The organism is Roseibium sp. RP-7, from assembly GCF_053005225.1.
This window is the reverse complement of the sequence record NZ_JBRKQA010000002.1, coordinates 1,030,720-1,052,316: the sequence shown is the minus strand read 5'-3', so window position 1 is coordinate 1,052,316 and position 21,597 is coordinate 1,030,720. Positions and strand designations below refer to the sequence as shown.

Below are 21,597 nucleotides of genomic sequence, written 5' to 3'. Positions count from 1 at the left end.
AAAATACGTGAGATTCTGGAGTTTTCATGTCGACGCAAGCGCTTAACCTCGATGGCTACACGGATATTCCGGAGGGCAAGGTTGCCTTCGTGGTCACGTTCCTGGAAATGCTTCAGGCACCTGAACAGCCTCTTGCGCCATCACGCAGCGATGTGACATTGCAGCGGTGGCAGACGCCGGATCTCGACAGCTATCGAAAGCTTTTTCGGGAGGTCGGTGAAGACTGGATCTGGTTCGGCCGGCTGGTTCATGACGACAAGACACTGGAACACTTGCTCGCCGAGCCTGCCCGCGAGAACTACCTGCCGATCATCGATGGCAAGCCGGTCGGTACGCTGGAGCTGGATTTTGCAAACCCGGAAGAGCCCGAACTTTCCTATTTCGGCCTGGTCCCCGGTGCGATCGGTGGCGGGCTTGGCCGCTGGCTGATGGCCCAGGCGCTGGACATCGTCTGGTCACGCCCGGAAACGAAACGGCTCTGGGTGCACACCTGCACCGGCGACAGCCCGCAGGCGCTGATCTTTTACCAGGCCTGCGGTTTCAAACCCTACAAGCGCGCTATCGAAGTTGCCGAAGACCCGCGTCTGCAGGGGCTTCTCGGCCGCGAGCGCGCCCCGCATGTGCCCGTAATCGAGTGAGGACGCGCTTCAGCGGGGTCTCGAAGGAATGGGGCTGCCCGCTCGCAAGCGCGCCCGTCTAGGCACTTGCCCGAACCCGCTCCGGAAAGGCATCTGCAATGGCTTTGCGGTTTGCCTCCAGCACGCCGCGCTCGGTGATGAGGCCGGTCACGAGACGGGCAGGGGTGACATCGAAGGCCGGATTTCCGACAGGTGATCCGTCCGCAACGATGTCCACCGTCTCGATCTCGCCGGCGCTGGTGCGGCCGGTGATGCGGCTGACTTCTTCGCCGCCGCGTTCCTCGATCGGGATCTGCCGGATACCGTCCGACAGGGAAAAGTCGATGGTCGGTGACGGCAGCGCGACGTAGAAGGGCACACTGTTGTCCTTTGCAGCCAGTGCCTTCAGATAAGTACCGATCTTATTGCAGACATCACCGGTGGCCGTGGTGCGGTCCGTTCCGGTGATGACGATATCGACCTCGCCATGCTGCATCAGGTGTCCGCCGGCATTGTCGACAATCACCGTGTGCGGCACACCATGCTGACCGAGCTCCCAGGCGGTCAGAAAAGCCCCCTGATTGCGCGGTCGGGTTTCGTCGACCCAGACATGAACGGGAATGCCGCCGTCATGGGACATGTAGATTGGTGCTGTCGCGGTGCCCCAGTCGACGGTGGCCAGCCAGCCGGCATTGCAATGGGTGAGGATGTTGACCGGCTCACCGGCGCGTTTCAGCCGCGAGATCGCGGCAATCAGCTCCATCCCGTGCATGCCGATGGCCATGTTGATGGCGATGTCCTCGTCGCAGATGTCATTGGCCAGCTTGAAGGCGGCTTCCTCGCGGATTTCAGGTGCCAGCCGGACCAGTGTCCGACGCGCCTTGTCGAGGGCCCATTGCAGGTTGACCGCTGTCGGCCGGGTTTCCAGCAGGGACGAGCAGGCAGCATGGAGATTGTCGTCTGAGGCGTCAGTCCGCATGGCCAGCGCGACGCCGTAGGCGGCTGTTGCACCAATCAGAGGCGCGCCGCGCACCTGCATGAACCGGATCGCATGGGCGGCGTCTTCCATTGTATGCAGTCGGATGGTCTCGAACGTGTGCGGAAATCTTGTCTGATCGATGATCTCGACCGAGCCGCCATCTTCCGCCAGCCAGATCGTGCGATATTTCTTGCCGTCCACGTTCATGAGCGAAACTCCGCAATCGCAATATGTTTTTTGCATAACCCATGAACAGGCTTCAGGCCAGTCGCGCGTTACTGGCGTGACTGTCAAAAATACCTTAATCTCCGTTAACCATGTTTGGATCATTGCCAGTGGATAGCTCGCAGGTGGAGGCCATGCGGCTGTTTCACTCGGGATAGAGTCAGTTAAGACTTGATTCACCAACGGCAGTACAACGGAGTCACGTGTACCCCATGTCTGAAATGCAGGATAACGTTGTCCCACATACGCGCATGCGGTCCTTGCGCGATGCGATCCGGAAGGTTCAGCTTGGCGAAGTCGAACGTTCGGACGTGGTTGTTGAGCTTCAGGAGACCGAGCGTGCCCGGCTGGACATGCTTGCAGACGAACTCAAGGACGTTTTCAGGGAAATCCCGGAAGACGACGACCAGTTTTCCCTTCAGATCATCTCCGGGTCCACGCCTCGGCTTTGGATCGATGCGACCAGCCACGTGGCCGTTGGTGGTGACAGGCGCACCTATCGGTTCCTGAAGGACACGCGCCTCGGCCGGGTGGTCATTCTGGAAACGGCCAATATCGATGACATGGCAGACTGCCTGACCGAATACATTGCCGAACGCGTGCTGGAGAGGGAAAAGGCGCTGGAAGGCGACTGGCTCAACAACCGGTTGCGGCAGGTCGCACTCGACAGCAAGGTCGTGCGTGTCAAGGAAAGCCGTACACCGTGGATGGCGGTCGCAGGTGCCTTCGGGATCGGTCTTGCGGCGGGCGTCATCGGCCTCATCGTCTTTGCCTGGTTCGCCAATCCGCTCTAAGGCGCTTTTTGTGAAAGACGTCCAGCACTCTCAAGTCTCGATCCTGCTTACCGCAAACCTGTGAGTGCCTTTCTGGGCAACTCGTCAGGCCTGCAGGTAGGGCCTCAGGTCCTGCCGCCCGGAATGGCGACTTCTCGTTCCGCGAGCAGCTTCACCGGCTCGTCTGGCGCGGCAAAGCCGTGCTCTTCCATTTGGCAGGACCAGCCCTCGTTTGTCTTTTCGATCCGGAACAGGTTGTAGCGCGCCGCCGGTTTCTTGCCGCCAGGCGCGCTTGTGGCAGATGGCACACCAACCACCGGGACGAGCCCGTCCGGTCCCTCGATATGCTCGAAACTGTCGACATGGGTGTGGCCGTGCAGGATCAGCTCGGCACCGGCTCTCTTGACGACGGCGCGCACCCTGGAGGCGTCCGACAGGCGCTTGTGCCAACGGGTGGCATGGGGGAACGGCGGGTGATGCAGCATCACCACGCGGAAGAAGCCATCCCGGCCAAGGTCGTCAAGAATTGCCCGCAGACGCTTGCTCTGCTTGCTGCCGACACGGCCCGTAGCGAACCAGGGGCCGCTGGCACGACCGGTCGTCACGCCGACAAGGGCGATGCCGTCCCGCTTGCGCACATAGGGAAAGGTTGCTTCCGAGTTGGTGCCGTTTGACGGCACATTGCCTGCGCCATCGCCGCGCATGTACGGCCACCATGCCGCACGAGCCCTGCGCACGGCTCCAGGCACATAGGCGTCGTGGTTGCCCGGAACGACGGAGACATCCTCCGGCGGGCCGATATCTTCAAGCCAGGTCCGCGCACCGGATATTTCCAGGGGCAGCGCGATATTCACCAGGTCGCCGGTGACGGCAATATGGTCGGGCGCCTGCGCCTGCATGTCATCGACGAGTTGTTCGAGATAACTGCCACCCATGATCCTCGACCGGTTGCGGCGCCAGTTGAGGTAACCAAGGATCCGCTTGGAAAAAAGCTGCAGCAGCTTGGGGTCTGGAAGCGGGCCGAGATGAGGGTCGGAAAGATGAGCGAGCGTGAATGTGGACATGGTCGCGCATCTTCAAAACGAAAAGCTCCGCGTCAAGGGGAAATGACGCGGCGCTTTCAAGTGAGTTCAGGAACTGCCGGGAAACCGGTTACTTGACCGGTTTGACTGCCTTTGCGGCTTTCGGCGCTTTCTCGGTGTTATTGTCTGCGGAGCGCGTGGTTTCGCGCAGCGTCGCGCCAACAACATTCACGAATCCGAACATGGGTCTTCTCCGTACAGGTTCCTTCGACCGACCTTAGTTGGTCGGGAAAGTGGTCAGGGTTGCGACGATGCGCGGGTTGGTCAGGTCGATAGCCGGCTTCCACTGGTAATTGTTGCGGTTGCGGCGGCGTTTTCCAAACAGAGCGTTCAACATTTTATTTTTCCTTCAGGTTCGGGCTGTCAGAAGGGCTGCCCTCGAATTCATCAACTTGCCCGATATATATGCATGCGGTGCACAAAGGAGGAGCGTTATTCTCACGGGTCAGCCCTGCGGGGATTGCATGGGTTAAAAAAGTTTTATTTCCCCTCTGGATCCGGTAACGTCCTGAAAATGTTGAAGATATTATCAGTCTTGCCGACGTCGGTGACCACACGCCTGATCCAGGGAATTGGACTTGTCCGAAACCCGTTCACGCTTGGGGTGCGCGTGATCGTTGAAGACCGGGACAGCCGGGTCCTTCTGGTGCGGCACAGTTATGTCACGGGCTGGTATCTGCCGGGTGGGGGCGTGGACAAGGGCGAGACGATGGAAGAGGCTGCCTGCCGGGAGGTTCTGGAAGAAGCAGGTGTCGTCTCGGTCAGCCGCCCGCAGCTTCTCAATATCTTCCTGAACCAAGAAGCGACAGGCCGGGATCATGTCGGGCTTTATCACATGCCCGAGTGGAGACAGGCCGACACCTTCCTTCAGCCCAATGCGGAAATCGAGGAAGCGGCATTCTTTGAGCTGGAGGCTTTGCCGGAGGGGCTTACGCGGTCCACAGCCCGGCGGCTTGACGAGTTTCGCTACGGCCGCGAACCGGAAAGCGGCAAGTGGTGAGGCCTGCCACCACCAGGTCTGTCATGTCGTCTTCCGAGGTAAGCCGGAGCCGGCTCACCTGGAAGTTTCCTACCTGATCAGGCAGCTGCCTTGAATCGCTCGCGGTCGTGAGGGCGAGTGAAATCCAGCGCTGGCCCGACAGGGACGATCCTGGTCGGATTCACACTCTCATGTGAGCCGTAGTAGTGCTGCTTGATCGTTGTCATGTCGACCGTGTCTGCAACACCCGGGACCTGATAAAGCTCCCGCAGGTAGTTCGACAGGTTCGGATAGTCGTCGATCCTGCGGATATTGCATTTGAAATGCCCGACATAGACCGCGTCGAAGCGCACCAGCGTCGTGAACAGTCGCCAGTCGGCTTCCGTCAGCTGGTCTCCGACCAGATAGCGCTGACGGGACAGGCGATCTTCCAGCTCGTCCAGTGCCTTGAACAGCTCCGTGACGGCTTCTTCATAGGCTTCCTGTGTGGTCGCGAAACCGGACTTGTAAACACCGTTGTTGACGGCGTGATAGACGCGCTCGTTGATACTGTCGATTTCGGTGCGCAAGGCAGTCGGATAGAAATCAAGGTGCGAGCCGGTCAGGTCGTTGAACGCCGAGTTGAACATCCGGATGATCTCGGAGGACTCGTTGCTCACGATCGTGTTCTGGTGCTTGTCCCAGAGGATCGGCACGGTCGCACGGCCGCTGTAGTGCGGGTCGGCCTTGGTGTAGACGTGCCAGGCGTATTTCGCGCCCGTCAGCGGATCTATCTCCGGAAACTCCCAGCCGTTCTCCAGCATGAGCGGCTGTACGGCGGAGACGGAAATCAGGTCTTCCAGTTTCTTGAGCTTTCGGAATACCAGCGTGCGATGCGCCCAGGGGCAGGCATAGGAAACGAACAGATGATAGCGATCCGCTTCAGCCTTGAAGCCGCCGTTGCCCGTGGGGCCGGCAGTCCCGTCCGCCGTGATCCAGTTCCGAAATGCCGCGTCCTTGCGGACGAAGCGTCCACCGGTGGATTTCGTGTCGTACCATTTGTCTTTCCAGACGCCGTCGACCAGCAGTCCCATGATGCGCTCCCTTGTTGTGCTTCGTCTGGTTAGGTTGTGCACACAGGCGGAAAATCAATCAATTGAATGCTCTGTTCCGGCTCGGTGAACAATCAGCGGACCGTTGAGAAGGGACAAAAAAGGCTGGACCGAAGCAGCCATTGCGTGGTAACCGCTTCTCCTCTTTCTGGAAATATCGGCTTTCGAACACGCTGATATCGCAACGAGACTGGGATAAATGACCGCAGGTCTTACGCTTCGACGACGAACCAGCCGACGAGATAACTCTCGTCCGCACCGTCGCGGCTGACCTGATCCTGGATCTTCCTTACGTTTTATCCAGGCACTGGCAGGCGCGCATTTCTCCAAAGACTGCATGCTTGCTGGAACCAGCCAAATGAAACAGACCACATGGGTCATCCGGCCCGAAGACGCGACCGACACTTCCGCAATTGACGATCTGCAGGCCGAAGCTTTCGGCCCCGGCCGGTTCGCGCGAACCGCTTTCCGGATCCGCGAAGGCGTGCCGCACCGTCCGGATGTTTCTTTCGTCGGCCTGGCGGGTGAGCAGGTGGCAGGGTCAATCAGACTGACACCGATCAGGATTGGCGAGAGTGATGCCCTGCTGCTCGGTCCGTTGACCGTATCACCCGACTTCAAGAACCGGGGTCTCGGCAAGGCGCTAATGCGTACGGCGATGGAAGCGGCGGCTGCGGCCGGAGACAAGGTCGTGCTGCTGGTCGGCGATGCGCCTTACTACAGCCCCTTCGGCTTTCAGCAGGTTCCGTTTGGACGCATTACGCTGCCCGGGCCCGTCGACCCGGCGCGGCTGCTGGTGGCACTCCTGAACGACGGCGACATTCCGAGCGGAATGGTGCACGGCGGAGCCTCTGCCGCGGTCGCTTCCTGAGGTTGTTTCTCGTGACACGGGGCGGGTTGACGGTGGGTGTGGCCCATCCTTCGAGACAGGCCTTCGGCCTTCCTCAGGATGAGGTCGAGGGGAAGCTACCGGCCTATCAATATTCTCTTCCTCATCCTGAGGAGGCCTTCAGGCCGTCTCGAAGGATGGGCCCCAAACACAACAGATCGGTTCGTACTTAGCTCAAGCGGATTGCCGACCGCCGCGAGGGTGGTCGGCACACAAGCTACCGCCCTTCGCGATACCAGGTCAGGGACAGGGCACCCAGCAGGAGTGCAAGACCAAGCAATCCGATCATCAGCGGATAGCGGTCGATGCCGTTGAGGACGCTCGCCTCAGTGGCCTTCAGCCCCAGCCAGCCATTACCGGCATAGCTCGCTGACGGACGCATTGAAACAATGCGCGGGACGGTCAGGTCTCCGCCCACATCCCGCAAGCGCTCAGACGCTCCACCCGTCGCTTCGCTGAGCGGGGCCAATGGCTCGGTGGTGGACAGAACGTCGGTATATTCACGCGGGTTCTGGGGCCCAACGTGGATCAGCGCGCTCATGTCGCCTTCGGTGACCGAGAACAACCCGGTTTCGCCGGCAGGCATGCCGCCACGCCACAGGCCTGGTTCCTGTTCGGTCAGAACGATCTGCGATCGGTCGCCTGTCGGCGAGACGACCGTGACTTCCCCGACGGTCTCGCCCAGGGTCTGGCGTTCGATGACCAGTTCCGGTCCGCGCATGGATACATTCAGCGCTTCTTCTTCCAGATCCGGCTCCTTCATCAGCCAGTGGGCCAGACGGCGCAGTAGCGGAACATGCGGACCACCGCCTTCATAACCACGTGCCCAGAGCCAGACGTGATCGGACAGCAGCATGGCCACTCGGCCTTCGCCTTCGCGGTTGAGAACCAGCAGCGGCGTGTCGCTCGGTCCGGACATCAGCGTCTGGCCGGCGTCGAGCTCGGTGTCGACCACGCGGAACCAGCGGCTCCATGCGGGCGGGTCCTGTTCGGATCCGGGCAGCCCACGGGTGACCGGGTGGCGCTTGCCAAGATCGGCGAGGGTGGCGTGGTAGGGTTGTTCGAGAATGGTGCCGGTCGGACGGGCCGGAAGGATCGGCGCCAGTGGTGTGCGATAAAGGCTGCCACCTTCGGCGTAATCAGGACCGCCGGCCAGCAGCATTGCACCGCCATCGCGCACATAGCGGGCGATATTGTCGAAATACAGCATCGGCAGAACGCCGCGGCGCACGTAGCGGTCGAAGATGATCAGGTCGAATTCGTCAATCTTCACCGAGAAGAGTTCCCGGGTCGGGAAAGCGATCAGCGAAAGCTGGTTGATTGGCGTTCCGTCCTGTTTTTCCGGCGGGCGCAAGATGGTGAAGTGAACCAGATCCACCGAGGCATCGGACTTCAGAAGGTTGCGCCAGGTGCGTTCACCGGCATGCGGTGACCCGGAAACAAGCAACACACGCAGATTCTCGCGGATGCCGTCGATGGTCACAACGGCCCGGTTGTTGAGCGTCGTGAGTTCGTCGGTCAGCGGCTCGGCGTCGAATTCGAAGATATTGTTGCCGCCATGGGCGATCTCAACCGGAATGTCGATCTTCTCGCCTGTCCGGGCCGTGCGTTCGGTGACGACATCGCCATCGCGTTTGACAGTCAGGCGCACCTGGTCGCCAGGTCCCGTGCCACGGCCCTGGTCGACGACAGTCAGGCTGACGATCTGCTCTGAATCAACCAGGCCGAACCGTGGGGCCTTGTCGAGTACGATGCGCCGGTCCCGTTCATCCACCGTACCGGTGATAAGGCCATGAACCGGGGCGTCGAACCCCAGGGCGCCTGCGTTGCCGGGGATGTCGTGGATCTGCCCGTCGGTCACGATGATCGCACCACCAACCCGATCCGGCGGAACGTCTGCAAGGCCGTTTGCCAGGGTCTGGAACGCCTCGGTGCCATCGCCCGAACCGGAGTTTCGCGCTTCCAGAACGCGCAGGTCAAACCCATCAAGGGCACCGATGCGGCGGGTCAGTTCTTCCACGGCCTCATCTGTTGTCGACTGGCGATCGGAGAGGCGTTGGCTCTGGCTCTTGTCGACGACAAGAGCAACGACGCTTGAGAGCGGTTCCCTGTCTTCCCGCTCAACAGCGGGATTGGCCAGCGCCAGCAACAGCAAGGCCATTGTCAGGGTGCGCAGCAACCAGCCACGCAAATTCAGAAAGCCGGAAAAGGCGGTGAGAAGAACAGCGATAACGCCGCCTGCCACAAGGGCCCAGAGCGGAACGAGGGGATCGAAGGCGAGTGACCAGACCATCTAGTCTCCTATTGTCCCAAACGCTCAAGCAGAGCGGGAATGTGCACCTGATCGGCCTTGTAGTTGCCGGTCAGGCTGTACATGACGATGTTGACCCCGGAACGGAACGCGTAGTCCCGCTGCATGGGATTGTTGGGCACCGTCGGATACATGAACTCACCTGCCTCGGTGATTGCCCAGGCAGCGGCAAAATCGTTGCCGGTAATGAGGATCGGTGACACGCCGTCACCCGCCCGCACCGGCCGGTCGCCCCTGGCGGCAACTTCTTCCAGGCTCTCCACCCAGAGCGGGCTGGTCGCATACCGTCCCGGGAACGAATCCAGCAGGTAGAAAGCCTTCGTCAAAACGTGATCGGGCGGCACCGGCTCAAGCGGGGGAACGTCCAGGTCTTCCAGGATTTCACGCAGCTTCAGCGTTGCCGGCGTCGAGGCGAAGCCATTGGCCGAGGCATTGATGTGATCGCGCGTGTCGAAGAGGATCGTTCCGCCGTTGCGCATGAAAGTGTCTATGCGGGCAATTGTCTGATCGTTCGGTTTGTCGGCAGCCGCATCGATTGGCCAGTAGAGCAGGGAATAGAACGCAAGTTCGTCGCGTTCGATGTCGATGGCAATCGGTGCCCCAGGTTCAAGCGCAGTGCGTTCCGACAGGAATTGGGTCAGTCCCGAAAGCCCCGCTGAGCTGGCATCGTCAATCTCCGGATTGCCCGTCAGCACGTAGGCCAGGCGGGTTTCCAGGGTCGATTCCAAGGCCAGAAGATCATCCGAGCTTGATTGCGCCTTGGCTTGATCAATGCCGGCAGAGGCCAGGAGGCCCGCACCGAAAGCCAGAACAAGAGCCGTGGCGGCGGTGCGGCTGCGCAAGCCGAGACGGCTCAGGCCACCGGCCAGCAGGAAGACGGCAATCGTATCGAGGATCATCAGCAGGAAAGCCAGCGTGAAGAACAGGGCTCGCAGATCAAAGGGATCGGAGGTCGGGTAGGCAGTTTGCACGGTTCGGTCGCCCAGCGCCGAGAGGTCGAGCGGCAGGAGCTCATCGTCCCGCTGCATCAGATTGAGCGCGCGGAAGCCGTCTTCCGTGCCGTAAAGACCGGGAGGTGTTCTGCGGCTAGCTTCCGCATCCCGGAAAACGGACGCGTTCACAGGCGTGACTTCTACCGGCGGCGGGCCGAAACGGCCATAACCGTCCAGCAGGCGCAAGGGCGGCAACACGCTCGTTGCCGGCGTGCCATCTTCGGCGGTTTCAGAGGCGGCGGCCACGTTCGAGACCGACAGGATCCGCCGCAGCATGTTCAGGAAGACGCCAGACAGCGGCAGGTTCGACCAGGAGGAATCCGCTGTGACGTGGAACAGCACCATCGACCCCGCGCCGATGGGAGCCGCCGTCACGAGGGGAGTGCCGTCTTCGAGCATGGCCCAGGTGCGTTCAGGCAGATCCGATGTCGGCTCGGCCAGTACCTGCCGGGTCACAGTAACTTCCTGTGGGACCCGCAAACCCGCGAAGGGCGATCCTTCCGGAAAGTCTGCCAGATGTTGTGGCTGTTTCCAGCTGAGTGAACCACCAAGGGACCGGTCACCTGCGCGCAAACGCACGGGAATGAGATCGTCACTGCCACCCGCGGTCCGCGGGCCGGCGAAGCGGACAAGCGTGCCGCCGTTTTCAATCCAGTCGCGAAGCGTCTCGGTCGTCGATTCAGGCAACCGGCCGACGTCGGCCAGAACCAGCACGGAAATGCCCTGCTCGATCAGCGAAGGTACAGCGTCGGCAATATCCGCATCGCGCGGGCGGCGTATGTCCGAGAAGGGCGCAAGGGCGCGCTCCAGATAATAAAGGGGTGACAGCAGCGGCTGATCCAGATCGCCCGACTGGCCTGAAATCAGACCAACCGTGCGTCGGCGCCAGCTGTCATCCACCAGTTGGACGGCGCCCGCGGCGGCTTCACCGGTGACTTCGACCCGGGCAATGTCGTTGCGCAACTCGCTTGGCAGTTCGAAGCGCGCCTGTGTTTCGGTCGCGCCAGCGTCAAAATTCGCTTGCACTTCGCCAAGGACAAGGCCCTTCAGATCGAGAGCCTGAAGTGTTGCGGAGCCCAGTCTCTGGTCCGGGTGGCGCACAACGGTCAACGACAGGGCGTCGGCGTCGTTGTTGAGGTCCTTCAATCCCATGGGTGTGTCCAGACCTGTCAGGACCGTTATCGGAGCCGTGCCGGAAATCTGTGCGAGATCGGTTAGAAACGAACCTTTGGTGCTGGTGTTGTCCGACAGCCAGATCACGGCACCGGGCGGTGTCTCCTGGGCTGCCTTGCGCAGGCCGATGCTGAGTTCGGCGCGCTGCGGCGGATAGGGACGCGGTTCAATTGCGCGCAGTTTTTCCAGAGCCGTTGTTGCTGCCTCCGGTGTGAAACTCTGGCCGGGGCCTTCGGCGGAGGCTGCAAACAGGATTGGCTGACCGCTCTGTTCTGCTTCGCTCAGGATCTGCTCGGCTGCATTGACCTGCGCGGTCCATCCCTTTGCGGATGTCCAGCCGTTGTCAACCAGAACCCAAAGGACACCTTCGCCGGTTTCAAGCGGTTCGCTGGAGCGCCAGATCGGTCCGGCCAGGGCAATGATGAGGATGGCTGCCATCAGCAGGCGGAGCAGTGTCAGCCACCAGGGGCTGCGCTGCGGTGTTTCCTCATGCTGATCGATGCCGATCAGCAGCCGGGTCGGCGGAAACCGGATTTCGCGTGGGCGCGGCGGTGTCAGGCGCAACAGCCACCAGATAACCGGAAGCAATGCCAGCGCGGTCAGGATCCAGGGGGCGGTGAATGTCAGAGGCAATCCTGCGAACACGGGTCAGATGCCTCCTTTTGGCAGTACGTCCAGCGCACCGGACAGGGCACTGTGAAGCACGAGCAAAGGTTCGGACGCCGGACGGTCGGTGTGGTGCAGGACATATGTCCAGCCTGCACGCCTTGCGATGTCACGAATTTCCGCGCGGTGGGCTTCCAGCCGGTTGCGATAATCCTCGCGCCATTTTTCCGCGCGTCCGGCGGTCAGCCGAAACCCCTTTTCCGGATCGGTGAATTCGACCCTGCCGTCAAACGGGAAGGTTTCCTCGATCGGATCGAGGACCTGAACCAGGTGACCACGCGCACCAGTGCTGGCAACACGGGCAACCCATGCCGCGACTTCCTCGATCGGGTCCAGAAAATCGGACACCAGAACCACATCGGCAAACCGTTGCACGGCAGTGGTGTCCGGATAGGCGATCGGTTTGGAAAGATGGGTAAGTGCATCGGCGAGGCGTTCAGCGGCACGCCGGTCGGAAAAGGCTCTGGTGAGGCCAGGCAGTCCGATCCGTTCGCCTGTTTCAGCCAGCATGTCGGCAAGTGCAAGCATCAGCACAATGGCGCGGTCGCGCTTGGCGACACCTGCAAGGCGGGAGCGGAAGACCATGGAGGGCGAAAGATCTGCCCAGAGCCAGACCGTGTGCGCGGCCTCCCATTCGCGTTCGCGAACATAAAGATGATCATCGCGTGCGGAACGGCGCCAGTCGATGCGCTTTGCCGGTTCACCCATGTTGAACGGGCGGAACTGCCAGAAGCTTTCCCCCGGGCCCGCACGCCGACGGCCATGCCAGCCGGCGATGATGGAACTGGCAACATGGCTTGCCTCGACCAGCAGATCCGGCAGGGCATCGGCGACCGACCGGGCCTCGCCGATGACGTTCGGCCAGGTATCGGCATCAATGCCTGTCTGGTTGCTGCCCTGCGTACTGCTCGAATCCATGCGGTCGGCTTCCTGGCTGGTTAAGGGGAGGGGATCAGGCGATCAGTTCCTTGACCCGTCGAATGACGTCGCGAACGGTGTGACCGTCGGCTCTGGCCGCAAACGTCAGCGCCATGCGATGCTGAAGAACCGGTTCGGCAAGAGCCAAGACGTCGTCGACGGAAGGTGCGAGACGCCCGTCGACAAGCGCGCGGGCCCTGACAGTCAGCATCAGTGCCTGGCTGGCACGCGGTCCCGGACCCCAGGCGATCAGGTTGGTGAGATCGGAAGGTGCGGAGCTGTTGTCCGGGCGTGCGGAGCGCACAAGCTTCAGGATTGCTTCAACAACGGATTCGCCTACCGGCATGCGACGAACGAGCTGCTGGTATTCCATCAGTTCTTCCGCGCGCATGGCTACCTGGGCCTTGGCCTGATCGGCACCGGTGGTTTCCAGCAAGATCCGGCGTTCGGCTTCAAGATCCGGGTAATGCACGTCGATCTGCATCAGGAACCGGTCGAGCTGGGCTTCCGGCAGCGGGTAGGTGCCTTCCTGTTCGAGCGGGTTCTGCGTGGCAAGCACGTGGAAGGGGCGCGGCAGGTCGTGCGGGTGCCCGGCGACGGTCACATGATACTCCTGCATGGCCTGCAGAAGCGCCGACTGGGTGCGCGGGCTGGCACGGTTGATTTCGTCAGCCATCAGCAACTGAGAGAAAACTGGACCGGGAATAAAGCGGAACGAGCGGCTGCCGTCGGCACCTTGTTCCATCACTTCGGCACCGAGAATGTCGGACGGCATCAGGTCTGGCGTGAACTGGATGCGCCGGGCGTCGAGGCCCAGAACGGTGCCGAGCGTTTCCACCAGCTTGGTCTTGGCAAGGCCGGGCACACCCACAAGAAGGCCGTGGCCGCCAGCCAATATGGTGACGAGCGACTGCTCCACCACATTTTCCTGACCGAAGATGATCCGGGCGATATCGACCTTGGCATCGCTGATCCGGTTGACGGCACGTTCGGCTTGTTCGGCGACGGCGGCGAGATCTTCTTCGCTTGGGCTGGAGGGAGAAATAACGCTCATGGATCACCTTTCCCGCAATCTACGTTTCGACTGCCTGTCCGGCCCTGGGGCTAACAACACCCCTGACCTTTGTTGCTGCGACTCAAGCAGTCTGACACCATATAAATCAGTAGATAAGGCGCAATTGTGCGCCATACAGTGGAAAGGTCCAAGAATCTTTCCTCACTTTGGGGAAAAGGTCGGGCCTGCGGGAAGCCGGGAGCAGGCGAAGAAGATCCGGGCGGTAGCGGAATTGTCAAAATTTCCGGTACCTTGATGAAGACGACAAGGGCGAAACATCCATGGCGGAGGCAACCGCAAAAACGGACGGGGCACTGCCCGAAGGTTTAAAGGCACTGATGAGCCGGGCGGACACGGGCGGCAAGGGACCACCTCCGGTCGAGAAGTGGAATCCGCCGTTTTGCGGGGATCTGGACATCCGCATTGCCCGTGATGGCACGTGGTATTATTTCGGTTCGCCGATTGGCCGCATGCCTCTGGTGAAGCTGTTTGCCTCAGTGCTGCGCAAGGACGAGGACGGCCGGCATTATCTGGTCACGCCAGTCGAGAAGATCGGGATCACTGTGGAGGATGCCCCGCTTCTGGCCGTCGAGATGGCGGTGGAAGGCGAGGCGCAAGAGCAGCAGCTCACGCTGCGGACAAATCTCGGTGATCTGGTCGCCGTTGGTACGGACCATCCTCTTCGATTTGAAAAAGAACCGGACAGCGACGGTTTGAAACCCTATGTTCACGTCAGAGGGCGCCTGGAAGCCTTGTTCACCAGAGCGCTGATGTATCAACTGGCGGATCTTATGGAAGAGCAGGAAACAGATGACGGCACCCGGATGGGGGTCTGGAGCGGTGGCCGGTTCTTTTCGGTAGATCCCGCCTTCCTGAGCGTTCAGGACTGACCGAATGAACTGTTTCGTACGACCGGAAACCCCGATTGCATGACTGCATTCCTGACCAAACCACCTGCGGATTCCGGGCACTGGACTTCCCTGTTCAGGACGCGGCTGGATGATGCGGCGCTTCGCGACATCGAACGCGAGACCGGTGACCACATTCTCAATCCGGACCTTGGTCCCTATGCAAAGTGGGACGGTCCACCGCGCGATGCGGCAGTTCTCATCGGTATCGTGGAACGCAGCGACGGGCCCAATGTGGTGTTGACGCAGCGAACCGGTCACCTGAAATCCCATGCGGGACAGGTTGCCCTTCCCGGAGGCAAGATCGATCCGACTGACAATGGACCTGTTGAAGCAGCGCTGCGGGAGGCAGACGAGGAAATCGGCCTTGCTCCGGAGCGCGTCGAGTTGATCGGCAATCTTGCACCCTATCTCACCGGTTCGGGATACCGGGTTATCCCGGTGGTCGGCACCATTCAAGACGGTGCTGCCTTCCGGCCCAATCCCGGCGAAGTCGAGAGCGTCTTCGAAGTGCCATTGGGCTTTTTGATGGATCCCGCGAACCATCAGAAACTCAGCCGCGAGTGGCAGGGAAAACGCCGCTACTTCTACGCAATGCCCTTCGGAGAACGTTATATCTGGGGCGTCACCGCGGGCATTATCCGCTCCTTGTACGAAACGGTCTACCGCTGATGGTTCGTGTGTTCATACTGCATCTGTTACTTTTCCTTCTTCCTTTCATCACCTACGGACTCTGGCTGTGGCTGAGCAAGCGCAACACCGAGCCTGGCCGCTGGTCTGCCAAGCCGATGGCGTGGCTCACGCTGGTGGGCCTCGTTCTGGTCATTACCGGCCTGGTCGGCATGGCATCCTTCGATCACGCACCGGATGGGGCCAATTGGCGGCCATCGGAAATGCGCGATGGGGTGTTTGTTCCGGGCCGGTACGAATAAAGCGATGACAACGACTGCCGATCAGATCCTGCAACAGGCGGACTGGCTGAAAACACCGGGTATTCAGGCGGTGTTTGCGGCGATCGAGCAAGACGGCGACGAAGCCCGCGTTGTCGGTGGAGCCGTTCGAAACACGTTACTCGGTCACCCTGTTCCAGATGTCGATATCGCGACGACTGCCTCGCCCCAAACGGTGATGGAACGCACGCTGGCCGCGGGTTTGAAGCCGGTTGGAACGGGCATTGACCACGGTACGGTGACGGTGGTCAGCAACGGCTATCCCTACGAGGTCACGACGCTGCGGGAGGACGTGGAAACCTTCGGCCGTCAGGCCCGTGTCGTTTTCGGCAGGAACTGGACGCGCGACGCGGAACGTCGCGACTTCACTCTCAACGCGCTCTATGTCGACTGCGATGGCCGATTGCATGATCCGCTTGGTGGGCTGGACGATTGTCTGAACCGGCGTGTGCGTTTCATTGGTGAGCCGGACAAGCGCATACAGGAAGACTACCTGCGCATCCTCCGTTTCTTCCGGATCTACGCGGCCTACGGGGCCGGAGAGATGGATGCGGACGGGCTCGGGGCGTGCCTGCGCCAGCGGGACGGCCTGCGGCATCTGTCCGCAGAACGTATCGGCCACGAGATGCGGCGGCTGCTGCGTGCGCCTCTGGCAGGATCCGCACTGAAAATGATGAACGATTGCGGCCTTTGGGAAATCGCGACGGGCGGCCTTGCCCGCATCGACGATTACCTGGCCCTGCGCAGCCTGGAAGCCACCGCAAGTGATGTGACCGATCCGGAGCTCGGGCTGGTGGTGCTTGCCGGTTTCGTGCGCGAGGACGTGGAGCGCGTTAGCGACCGGCTTCGGCTGTCGAATGCCGAAAGGGACCGGATGCGGACCGCCTGGGCGGCGATGAAATGTCTTCGCCAGGCCGATGGTCTGCCCGAAGCCGAGCACTTGGTGTATCAGTTCGGCCGTCAGGGCGCGGTCGACGGCCTTTTGGGGCGCTGGGCGGGGTTGCGTGCGCAAGGATCAGATCCAACGGAAATCTTTGGCAGGCTGCTGGAGCGGTTGCGGGAGGTTGCCGTGCCTGAATTCCCGGTCAAGGGCGCAGATCTGATTGCAGCCGGGCACTCACCCGGGCGCGCGTTGGGGGATAGCCTCAAGGCTCTGGAGGCCGATTGGCGCGACAGCGGTTTCTCGCTCTCCAAACAGGATTTGCTGACGCGGGCAGGCGCTGCGACTTAATGAAATCTTATTGAGATTGCGTCACATCGTGATGGTGATTTCCTGTTGGGCGGGTTTTCCGGTTAACTTGTCGTGAGAAGGCGTGTGCGGAATACAATGAGGCGATGAATGGAAATTGTCCTGATCTCAGACGGCCCGCTTCCACTCGATTCTCCGGTCAGAAAACTTCCGTTCTTCTTTCCCGCGCGCCTGATCGACATGTCCAAGGTGTCTGCGAAGACCGTCGGCGATGGTCGTGTCGCCGTTGTGGAGTTGCTGGACGCGACTGATGCGGGGCTGACCGCGCTCAAGAAATCCTGGGCCAGCATTGCGGAAATCCCGGTGATCTGCCTGGTGTCCAAGAAGAACCGGCGTGAAGTGATCCAGGCGGCAGCGCTTGGCAAGACCGACATCATGGAGCGTGACACGCCACTGGCAATTCTGGTGCGCAAACTCAAGGCAATCATTCCCGACGACCCGCTTGCCAACGTTCCAAAGGGACTTCCGGCGAAGACACTTGAGGCCTACAGGAAAGGCAACTCCTTCCTGGAAAGCATCGCGCTGTCTGCAACGGAAGGATCCAACATCCAGATCAGCCTGATGAACGAGGGGGCGGCGGAAATCCTGTCGTCGCTGTCACTTGACGGTCTCTCACCCTGGCTGGAAGCCGTGCAATCTCACCACAGTGGAACCTATTGTCATTCCCTGATGGTGGCCGGTCTCGCCGGGGCTTTTGCGAAGCATCTCGGCTGGAGCAAGGCGGATTGCCAGGAAGTGATAGCCGGCGGTCTGCTGCATGATATCGGCAAGATGCGCATCCCGCTGACCATCCTGGACAAGGCCAACAAGCTGACGGACGCCGAGCGCGCCATTATCGACAAACATCCGATGTTCGGTCGCGAGATTCTGAAACCGCGGCTCGAAGTGTCGGTCGACATCAAGAAGATGGCCATCCAGCATCACGAGTTTCTGGATGGATCAGGCTATCCCGATGGGCTGAAGGGAGACAGGATCTCGCCAAAAGTCCGCCTGATGACCATTTGCGACATATTCACAGCGCTTACCGAGACCCGGTCCTACAAGGACGGCATGCCGGTTCGCGCTGCCATTGGCGTCATGCTGGAGATGGGCAAGAAACTCGATCAGGTCATGCTGAAGCAATTCGCCCAGATGGTCCTCGATCGGGATTTCGGCGAAGTCAGCCGGCAGCCTCAGAAGGTGAAAGGCACCTCGGCCTTCTGAGCTAGGGCCATTTTACAACGGGGGGCATGGACGAGAGGATCGAGGCAACGTTGCCGCCGGTCTTCAGTCCGAAAATCGTCCCGCGGTCGTAAAGCAGATTGTACTCCACGTAGCGGCCCCTGCGGACCAGCTGTTCCTCGCGCTCCATGTCGCTCCACGGCTTCTGGAAATTGCGGCGGACGAGTTCCGGATAGATGTTCAAGAAGGCCAGGCCGACATCCCTGGTGAAGGCAAAATCGTCTTCCCAGGTTCCGCTGTTGAGGTAATCGTAGAATATGCCGCCGATCCCGCGCGCTTCGTTGCGATGCTTCAGGAAGAAATAGTCGTCACACCAGGCCTTGTAGGCATCATAGTCGGCAACATCGTGTGCGTTGCAGGCAGCGCGCATGGCTTCGTGAAAGGCAACGGTATCGGGGTCGTCCTGCGTTCGCCGTGCGTCCAGCACCGGCGTCAGATCTGCGCCGCCACCGAACCACTGACGGGTGGTGACCACCATGCGGGTGTTCATGTGAACGGCGGGGACATGCGGGTTCTGCGGGTGAGCGATCAGGCTGATGCCGGAGGCCCAGAAGCGCGGATCCTCGTTGGCACCGGGGATCTGACCGCGAAATTCGGGCGAGAATTCACCGTGTACGGTGGAAATATGGACGCCGACCTTCTCGAAAACGCGGCCATGCATCATGGACATGACGCCGCCGCCGCCCTTTGCCCCGGTGCTGTCGGTGCGCTCCCAGGGCGTGCGTTCGAAGCGCCCGGCCGGCTGGTCTGCCAGCGGACCGGCGAGATCGCCGATCTCGTCCTCCAGGTCTTCAAAAGCCTTGCAAATACGGTCTCGCAACTCCTTGAACCAGGCCGGTGCGGTTGCCTTCTTGTCCTCGATGCCGTCCGGGATGGGACCGCCGCGGTTTTCAGGTGTGGGTGCGTTCATGTGACTGCCTGGACTGGTTGGGGCCTGCCGGGCCGGCGGGCATGCATGTGATTGCTATCTTTGAGTGTACCCTGGGCTTTTAGGAAATGTGCCTGATTGCCGCAAGGCTTCACCCAGCACCATGCCTGTTGAGACGGCGACGTTGAGCGAGCGCATGCCGTCGGCCATGGGGATCGTCAGCCGGGCATCGGCAAGCGTGTGCACGTCCTCCGGCACGCCCGAACTTTCCCGGCCCATCATCAATATGTCGTCTGGCTGAAACGCGAAATCCGCGTAGGGCACTTCCGATTTTGTCGTCAGCAGGATCAGCCTGCGCTTGTTCGAACGTCGCCAGTCATCGAATGCGGCAAACGAGATGTGGCGGACCATCGCGGCCCTTTCCAGGTAATCCATGCCGGCCCGTTTGAAAGCGCTGTCGGAGATCGGAAATCCCGCAGGTTCGATCAAGTGCACAGTTACGCCCATGCAGGCGGCAAGACGCAGGATCGTTCCGGTATTTTGCGGGATGTCCGGTTGGTAAAGGGCAATGTCTGGCATGGGTATCCGCACTGGTTTGGGGAGACCGGCTCAATAGCAGCAGGCATAACATTTGTCACAGGAAGACCGGTTTCAATGCCCGGTACAAGGCCGGGAGCTGCGGGTTTGGGGCAAATCGTTACATATTTTCATTGGGCCAATTTCGCGCGTGGCGCGTAGGATGACGTGAAGAATCGCTCCAGCCTCCATGGAGACGCCACGTGTCCCCGCTCTTTCGCGCTTTTGAATCCTGGATAGATCCTTTCCGGGAGCCGTCCAAATCCGACATGCCCCATGGCGGGTTTGCCTTCCTGATGTATTTCGTCACGCAGGTGCGCTGGCCGTTCATCGCCATGCTCGCCATCGGCGGTGCGACCGCCTTTGTTGAAGTGGCGATCTTCAATTTTCTTGGCCGCATCGTGGATCTTCTGGAAGAAGGCAACCGGGCGACATTCTTCTCCGATCATTTCTGGACACTCATGACCATGGCCTTCGTGGTGCTGGTCGTGCGCACGCTCACCAATTCGCTGATGGCGCTGGTGGAAGAACAGGCGATCGTGCCCGGGTTCTTCAATCTGGTGCGCTGGCAGTGCCATCAGCGGGTGATGAAGCAGAGCCTTTCCTATTTTCAGGACGATCTCGCCGGGCGCCTGTCGCAGAAGGTGATGCAGTCGGGCATGTCGGCGGGCGATTTCATGACCAACCTTTTGCAGGTGGTCTGGTTCATTGTCGTTTATGCCATCACGACGCTCGTGCTGGTCGCGGATCTGGACCTGTGGCTGGGTGCACTCGTGGCCATCTGGCTGCTTTGTTTCACTGCAACCGCCATCATCTTCGTGCCACGGGTTCGTGCTGCGGCAAAGGATTCGGCAAATGCCTATTCGGGCGTGACCGGACGTCTGGTGGATACCTACACCAATATCCAGTCGGTCAAGCTGTTCGGATCATCGGAGGAAGAAAGCCGGGGAGCGCGGGCCTCGGTTGAGACGATGATTGCCAAGATACGCGTCTTCACCAGGCTTTTGACCACAATTCGCATGATCATGACGCTGGTCAACGGGGTGATGATCGTTTCGATTGCGGGCCTGGCACTGTCCATCTGGCAGGACGGCGGCATCAGCGCCGGTCATGTGGCCTTCACGCTCAGCCTGATCCTGCGGCTGAACATCCTTTTGAACCGGCTGTTCAACCAGCTCAACGGCCTGTTCCGCCACTTCGGATCGCTGCAGGACAGCATGGAAACCATCGTCAAGCCAGTGACCCTGACAGACAAACCGGCGGCGCCGGAGCTGAAAGTGACTGAGGGGGAAGTGCGGTTCGATAAAATCCGGTTCCACTACGGCAAGGCGGGCGGTGTCATCGATCATCTCGACCTGACGATCCAGCCGGGTGAGCGCGTCGGTATCGTCGGCCCGTCGGGGGCGGGCAAAACCACGCTGACAAGCTTGCTGCTTCGGTTCTTCGACGTGGAGGCGGGGCGTGTTCTCATCGACGGACAGGACGTGCGCGATGTGAACCAGGAATCGCTGCGCCGGTCGATTGGCATGGTGACCCAGGATCCGTCCTTGCTGCATCGTTCGATCCGCGAGAACATCCTCTATGGCCGTACGTCGGCCAGTGAAGAAGAGTTGCTGGAGGCGACGCGCAAGGCCCACGCGTCCGGTTTCATCCAGAGGCTGGAAGACAGGCGCGGCCGCAAGGGGTTCGACGCCTTTGTAGGTGAGCGTGGTGTCAAACTGTCCGGCGGGCAGCGTCAGCGCATTGCAATCGCGCGCGTGCTCCTGAAAGACGCTCCGATCCTCGTTCTGGACGAAGCGACCTCGGCCCTCGATTCGGAAGTCGAGGCCGCCATCCAGGAGAACCTGCAAGGATTGATGACAGGCAAGACCGTGATCGCGATCGCACACCGCCTGTCGACCATCGCGGCCATGGACCGACTGATTGTCATGAACAGGGGCCGGATCGTTCAGCAGGGGACACACGAGACGCTCCTGGAAGATGCAGACGGCCTTTACGCGCAGCTCTGGCACCGCCAGTCCGGCGGATTTCTGGAACCGGAAAGCGAATTCGCCTGAGTTGAAGTTCGCCGTAGCA

General features: G+C 60.7%; 19 protein-coding genes. 10 read left to right on the top strand and 9 right to left on the bottom strand.

Going from position 1 to position 21,597, the window contains the following annotated elements:
- Nucleotides 1–26: 26 nt before the first annotated feature.
- Nucleotides 27–638, top strand: a complete 612-nt coding sequence (locus tag ACVDG9_RS19565; protein WP_367019874.1) for a GNAT family N-acetyltransferase — start codon at nucleotides 27–29, stop codon at nucleotides 636–638.
- A 58-nt stretch (nucleotides 639–696) separates the two neighbouring features.
- Here ACVDG9_RS19565 and mtnA read toward each other — a convergent pair whose 3' ends face one another.
- On the bottom strand, nucleotides 697–1,803 hold the full coding sequence (gene mtnA / locus ACVDG9_RS19560; protein ID WP_075284768.1) for an S-methyl-5-thioribose-1-phosphate isomerase: 1,107 nt from the start codon (nucleotides 1,801–1,803) through the stop codon (nucleotides 697–699).
- Between the two features lie 230 nt (nucleotides 1,804–2,033).
- On the opposite strand from mtnA, the gene ACVDG9_RS19555 reads away from it, so the two are divergent.
- Nucleotides 2,034–2,615 carry a hypothetical protein gene (locus tag ACVDG9_RS19555; RefSeq protein WP_023014621.1) on the top strand — a complete coding sequence of 194 codons (582 nt, stop codon included), beginning with the start codon at nucleotides 2,034–2,036 and terminating at the stop codon, nucleotides 2,613–2,615.
- A gap of 104 nt (nucleotides 2,616–2,719) precedes the next feature.
- Here ACVDG9_RS19555 and ACVDG9_RS19550 read toward each other — a convergent pair whose 3' ends face one another.
- Nucleotides 2,720–3,658 carry a metallophosphoesterase family protein gene (locus tag ACVDG9_RS19550; RefSeq protein ID WP_447238753.1) on the bottom strand — a complete coding sequence of 313 codons (939 nt, stop codon included), beginning with the start codon at nucleotides 3,656–3,658 and terminating at the stop codon, nucleotides 2,720–2,722.
- Between the two features lie 565 nt (nucleotides 3,659–4,223).
- Between ACVDG9_RS19550 and ACVDG9_RS19545 the strand changes: the two genes are divergently transcribed.
- On the top strand, nucleotides 4,224–4,676 hold the full coding sequence (locus ACVDG9_RS19545) for an NUDIX domain-containing protein (RefSeq protein WP_447238752.1): 453 nt from the start codon (nucleotides 4,224–4,226) through the stop codon (nucleotides 4,674–4,676).
- 77 nt (nucleotides 4,677–4,753) lie between these two features.
- On the opposite strand, the gene ACVDG9_RS19540 is transcribed toward ACVDG9_RS19545, so the two are convergent.
- On the bottom strand, nucleotides 4,754–5,728 hold the full coding sequence (locus ACVDG9_RS19540) for a glutathione S-transferase family protein (protein WP_077292098.1): 975 nt from the start codon (nucleotides 5,726–5,728) through the stop codon (nucleotides 4,754–4,756).
- 376 nt (nucleotides 5,729–6,104) lie between these two features.
- Between ACVDG9_RS19540 and ACVDG9_RS19535 the strand changes: the two genes are divergently transcribed.
- Complete coding sequence (locus tag ACVDG9_RS19535; protein WP_152505754.1) at nucleotides 6,105–6,617, top strand: GNAT family N-acetyltransferase; 513 nt, start codon at nucleotides 6,105–6,107, stop codon at nucleotides 6,615–6,617.
- A gap of 235 nt (nucleotides 6,618–6,852) precedes the next feature.
- On the opposite strand, the gene ACVDG9_RS19530 is transcribed toward ACVDG9_RS19535, so the two are convergent.
- From ACVDG9_RS19530 to ACVDG9_RS19515, 4 genes are read right to left on the bottom strand one after another with little or no spacing between them, the layout of a single operon-like run.
- Complete coding sequence (locus ACVDG9_RS19530) at nucleotides 6,853–8,928, bottom strand: hypothetical protein (protein WP_055655948.1); 2,076 nt, start codon at nucleotides 8,926–8,928, stop codon at nucleotides 6,853–6,855.
- An 8-nt stretch (nucleotides 8,929–8,936) separates the two neighbouring features.
- Nucleotides 8,937–11,756, bottom strand: a complete 2,820-nt coding sequence (locus tag ACVDG9_RS19525) for a DUF4159 domain-containing protein (protein WP_447238751.1) — start codon at nucleotides 11,754–11,756, stop codon at nucleotides 8,937–8,939.
- Nucleotides 11,757–11,759: 3 nt separating this feature from the next.
- The gene (locus ACVDG9_RS19520; protein WP_022998137.1) at nucleotides 11,760–12,695 is read right to left on the bottom strand and encodes a DUF58 domain-containing protein; all 936 of its coding nucleotides are present in this window, start codon (nucleotides 12,693–12,695) and stop codon (nucleotides 11,760–11,762) included.
- A 34-nt stretch (nucleotides 12,696–12,729) separates the two neighbouring features.
- The gene (locus ACVDG9_RS19515; RefSeq protein WP_022998136.1) at nucleotides 12,730–13,749 is read right to left on the bottom strand and encodes an AAA family ATPase; all 1,020 of its coding nucleotides are present in this window, start codon (nucleotides 13,747–13,749) and stop codon (nucleotides 12,730–12,732) included.
- 281 nt (nucleotides 13,750–14,030) lie between these two features.
- On the opposite strand from ACVDG9_RS19515, the gene ACVDG9_RS19510 reads away from it, so the two are divergent.
- The 5 genes from ACVDG9_RS19510 (at nucleotide 14,031) to ACVDG9_RS19490 (ending at nucleotide 18,059) form a co-directional block, all read left to right on the top strand.
- Nucleotides 14,031–14,639, top strand: coding sequence for a DUF1285 domain-containing protein (locus ACVDG9_RS19510; protein WP_447238750.1), 609 nt, complete (start codon nucleotides 14,031–14,033; stop codon nucleotides 14,637–14,639).
- Between the two features lie 39 nt (nucleotides 14,640–14,678).
- Entirely contained in the window at nucleotides 14,679–15,329 is a 651-nt protein-coding gene (locus ACVDG9_RS19505; RefSeq protein ID WP_152509855.1) for a CoA pyrophosphatase, read from the top strand.
- Nucleotides 15,329–15,589, top strand: a complete 261-nt coding sequence (locus ACVDG9_RS19500) for a DUF6111 family protein (RefSeq protein ID WP_055655939.1) — start codon at nucleotides 15,329–15,331, stop codon at nucleotides 15,587–15,589. Before ACVDG9_RS19505 ends, ACVDG9_RS19500 begins: the two co-directional genes overlap by 1 nt.
- Nucleotides 15,590–15,593: 4 nt before the next feature.
- Nucleotides 15,594–16,838 carry a CCA tRNA nucleotidyltransferase gene (locus ACVDG9_RS19495; RefSeq protein WP_075282475.1) on the top strand — a complete coding sequence of 415 codons (1,245 nt, stop codon included), beginning with the start codon at nucleotides 15,594–15,596 and terminating at the stop codon, nucleotides 16,836–16,838.
- A 108-nt stretch (nucleotides 16,839–16,946) separates the two neighbouring features.
- Nucleotides 16,947–18,059, top strand: a complete 1,113-nt coding sequence (locus ACVDG9_RS19490) for an HD-GYP domain-containing protein (protein ID WP_077292105.1) — start codon at nucleotides 16,947–16,949, stop codon at nucleotides 18,057–18,059.
- Nucleotide 18,060: 1 nt separating this feature from the next.
- Here ACVDG9_RS19490 and hemF read toward each other — a convergent pair whose 3' ends face one another.
- Nucleotides 18,061–18,987, bottom strand: coding sequence for an oxygen-dependent coproporphyrinogen oxidase (gene hemF / locus ACVDG9_RS19485; protein ID WP_022998130.1), 927 nt, complete (start codon nucleotides 18,985–18,987; stop codon nucleotides 18,061–18,063).
- Between the two features lie 54 nt (nucleotides 18,988–19,041).
- Nucleotides 19,042–19,524 (bottom strand): tRNA (cytidine(34)-2'-O)-methyltransferase, encoded by a 483-nt coding sequence (locus ACVDG9_RS19480; RefSeq protein ID WP_447238749.1) that lies wholly within the window; start codon nucleotides 19,522–19,524, stop codon nucleotides 19,042–19,044.
- A gap of 266 nt (nucleotides 19,525–19,790) precedes the next feature.
- Between ACVDG9_RS19480 and ACVDG9_RS19475 the strand changes: the two genes are divergently transcribed.
- Nucleotides 19,791–21,578 (top strand): ABC transporter ATP-binding protein, encoded by a 1,788-nt coding sequence (locus ACVDG9_RS19475; RefSeq protein ID WP_152507581.1) that lies wholly within the window; start codon nucleotides 19,791–19,793, stop codon nucleotides 21,576–21,578.
- Nucleotides 21,579–21,597 lie beyond the last annotated feature (19 nt).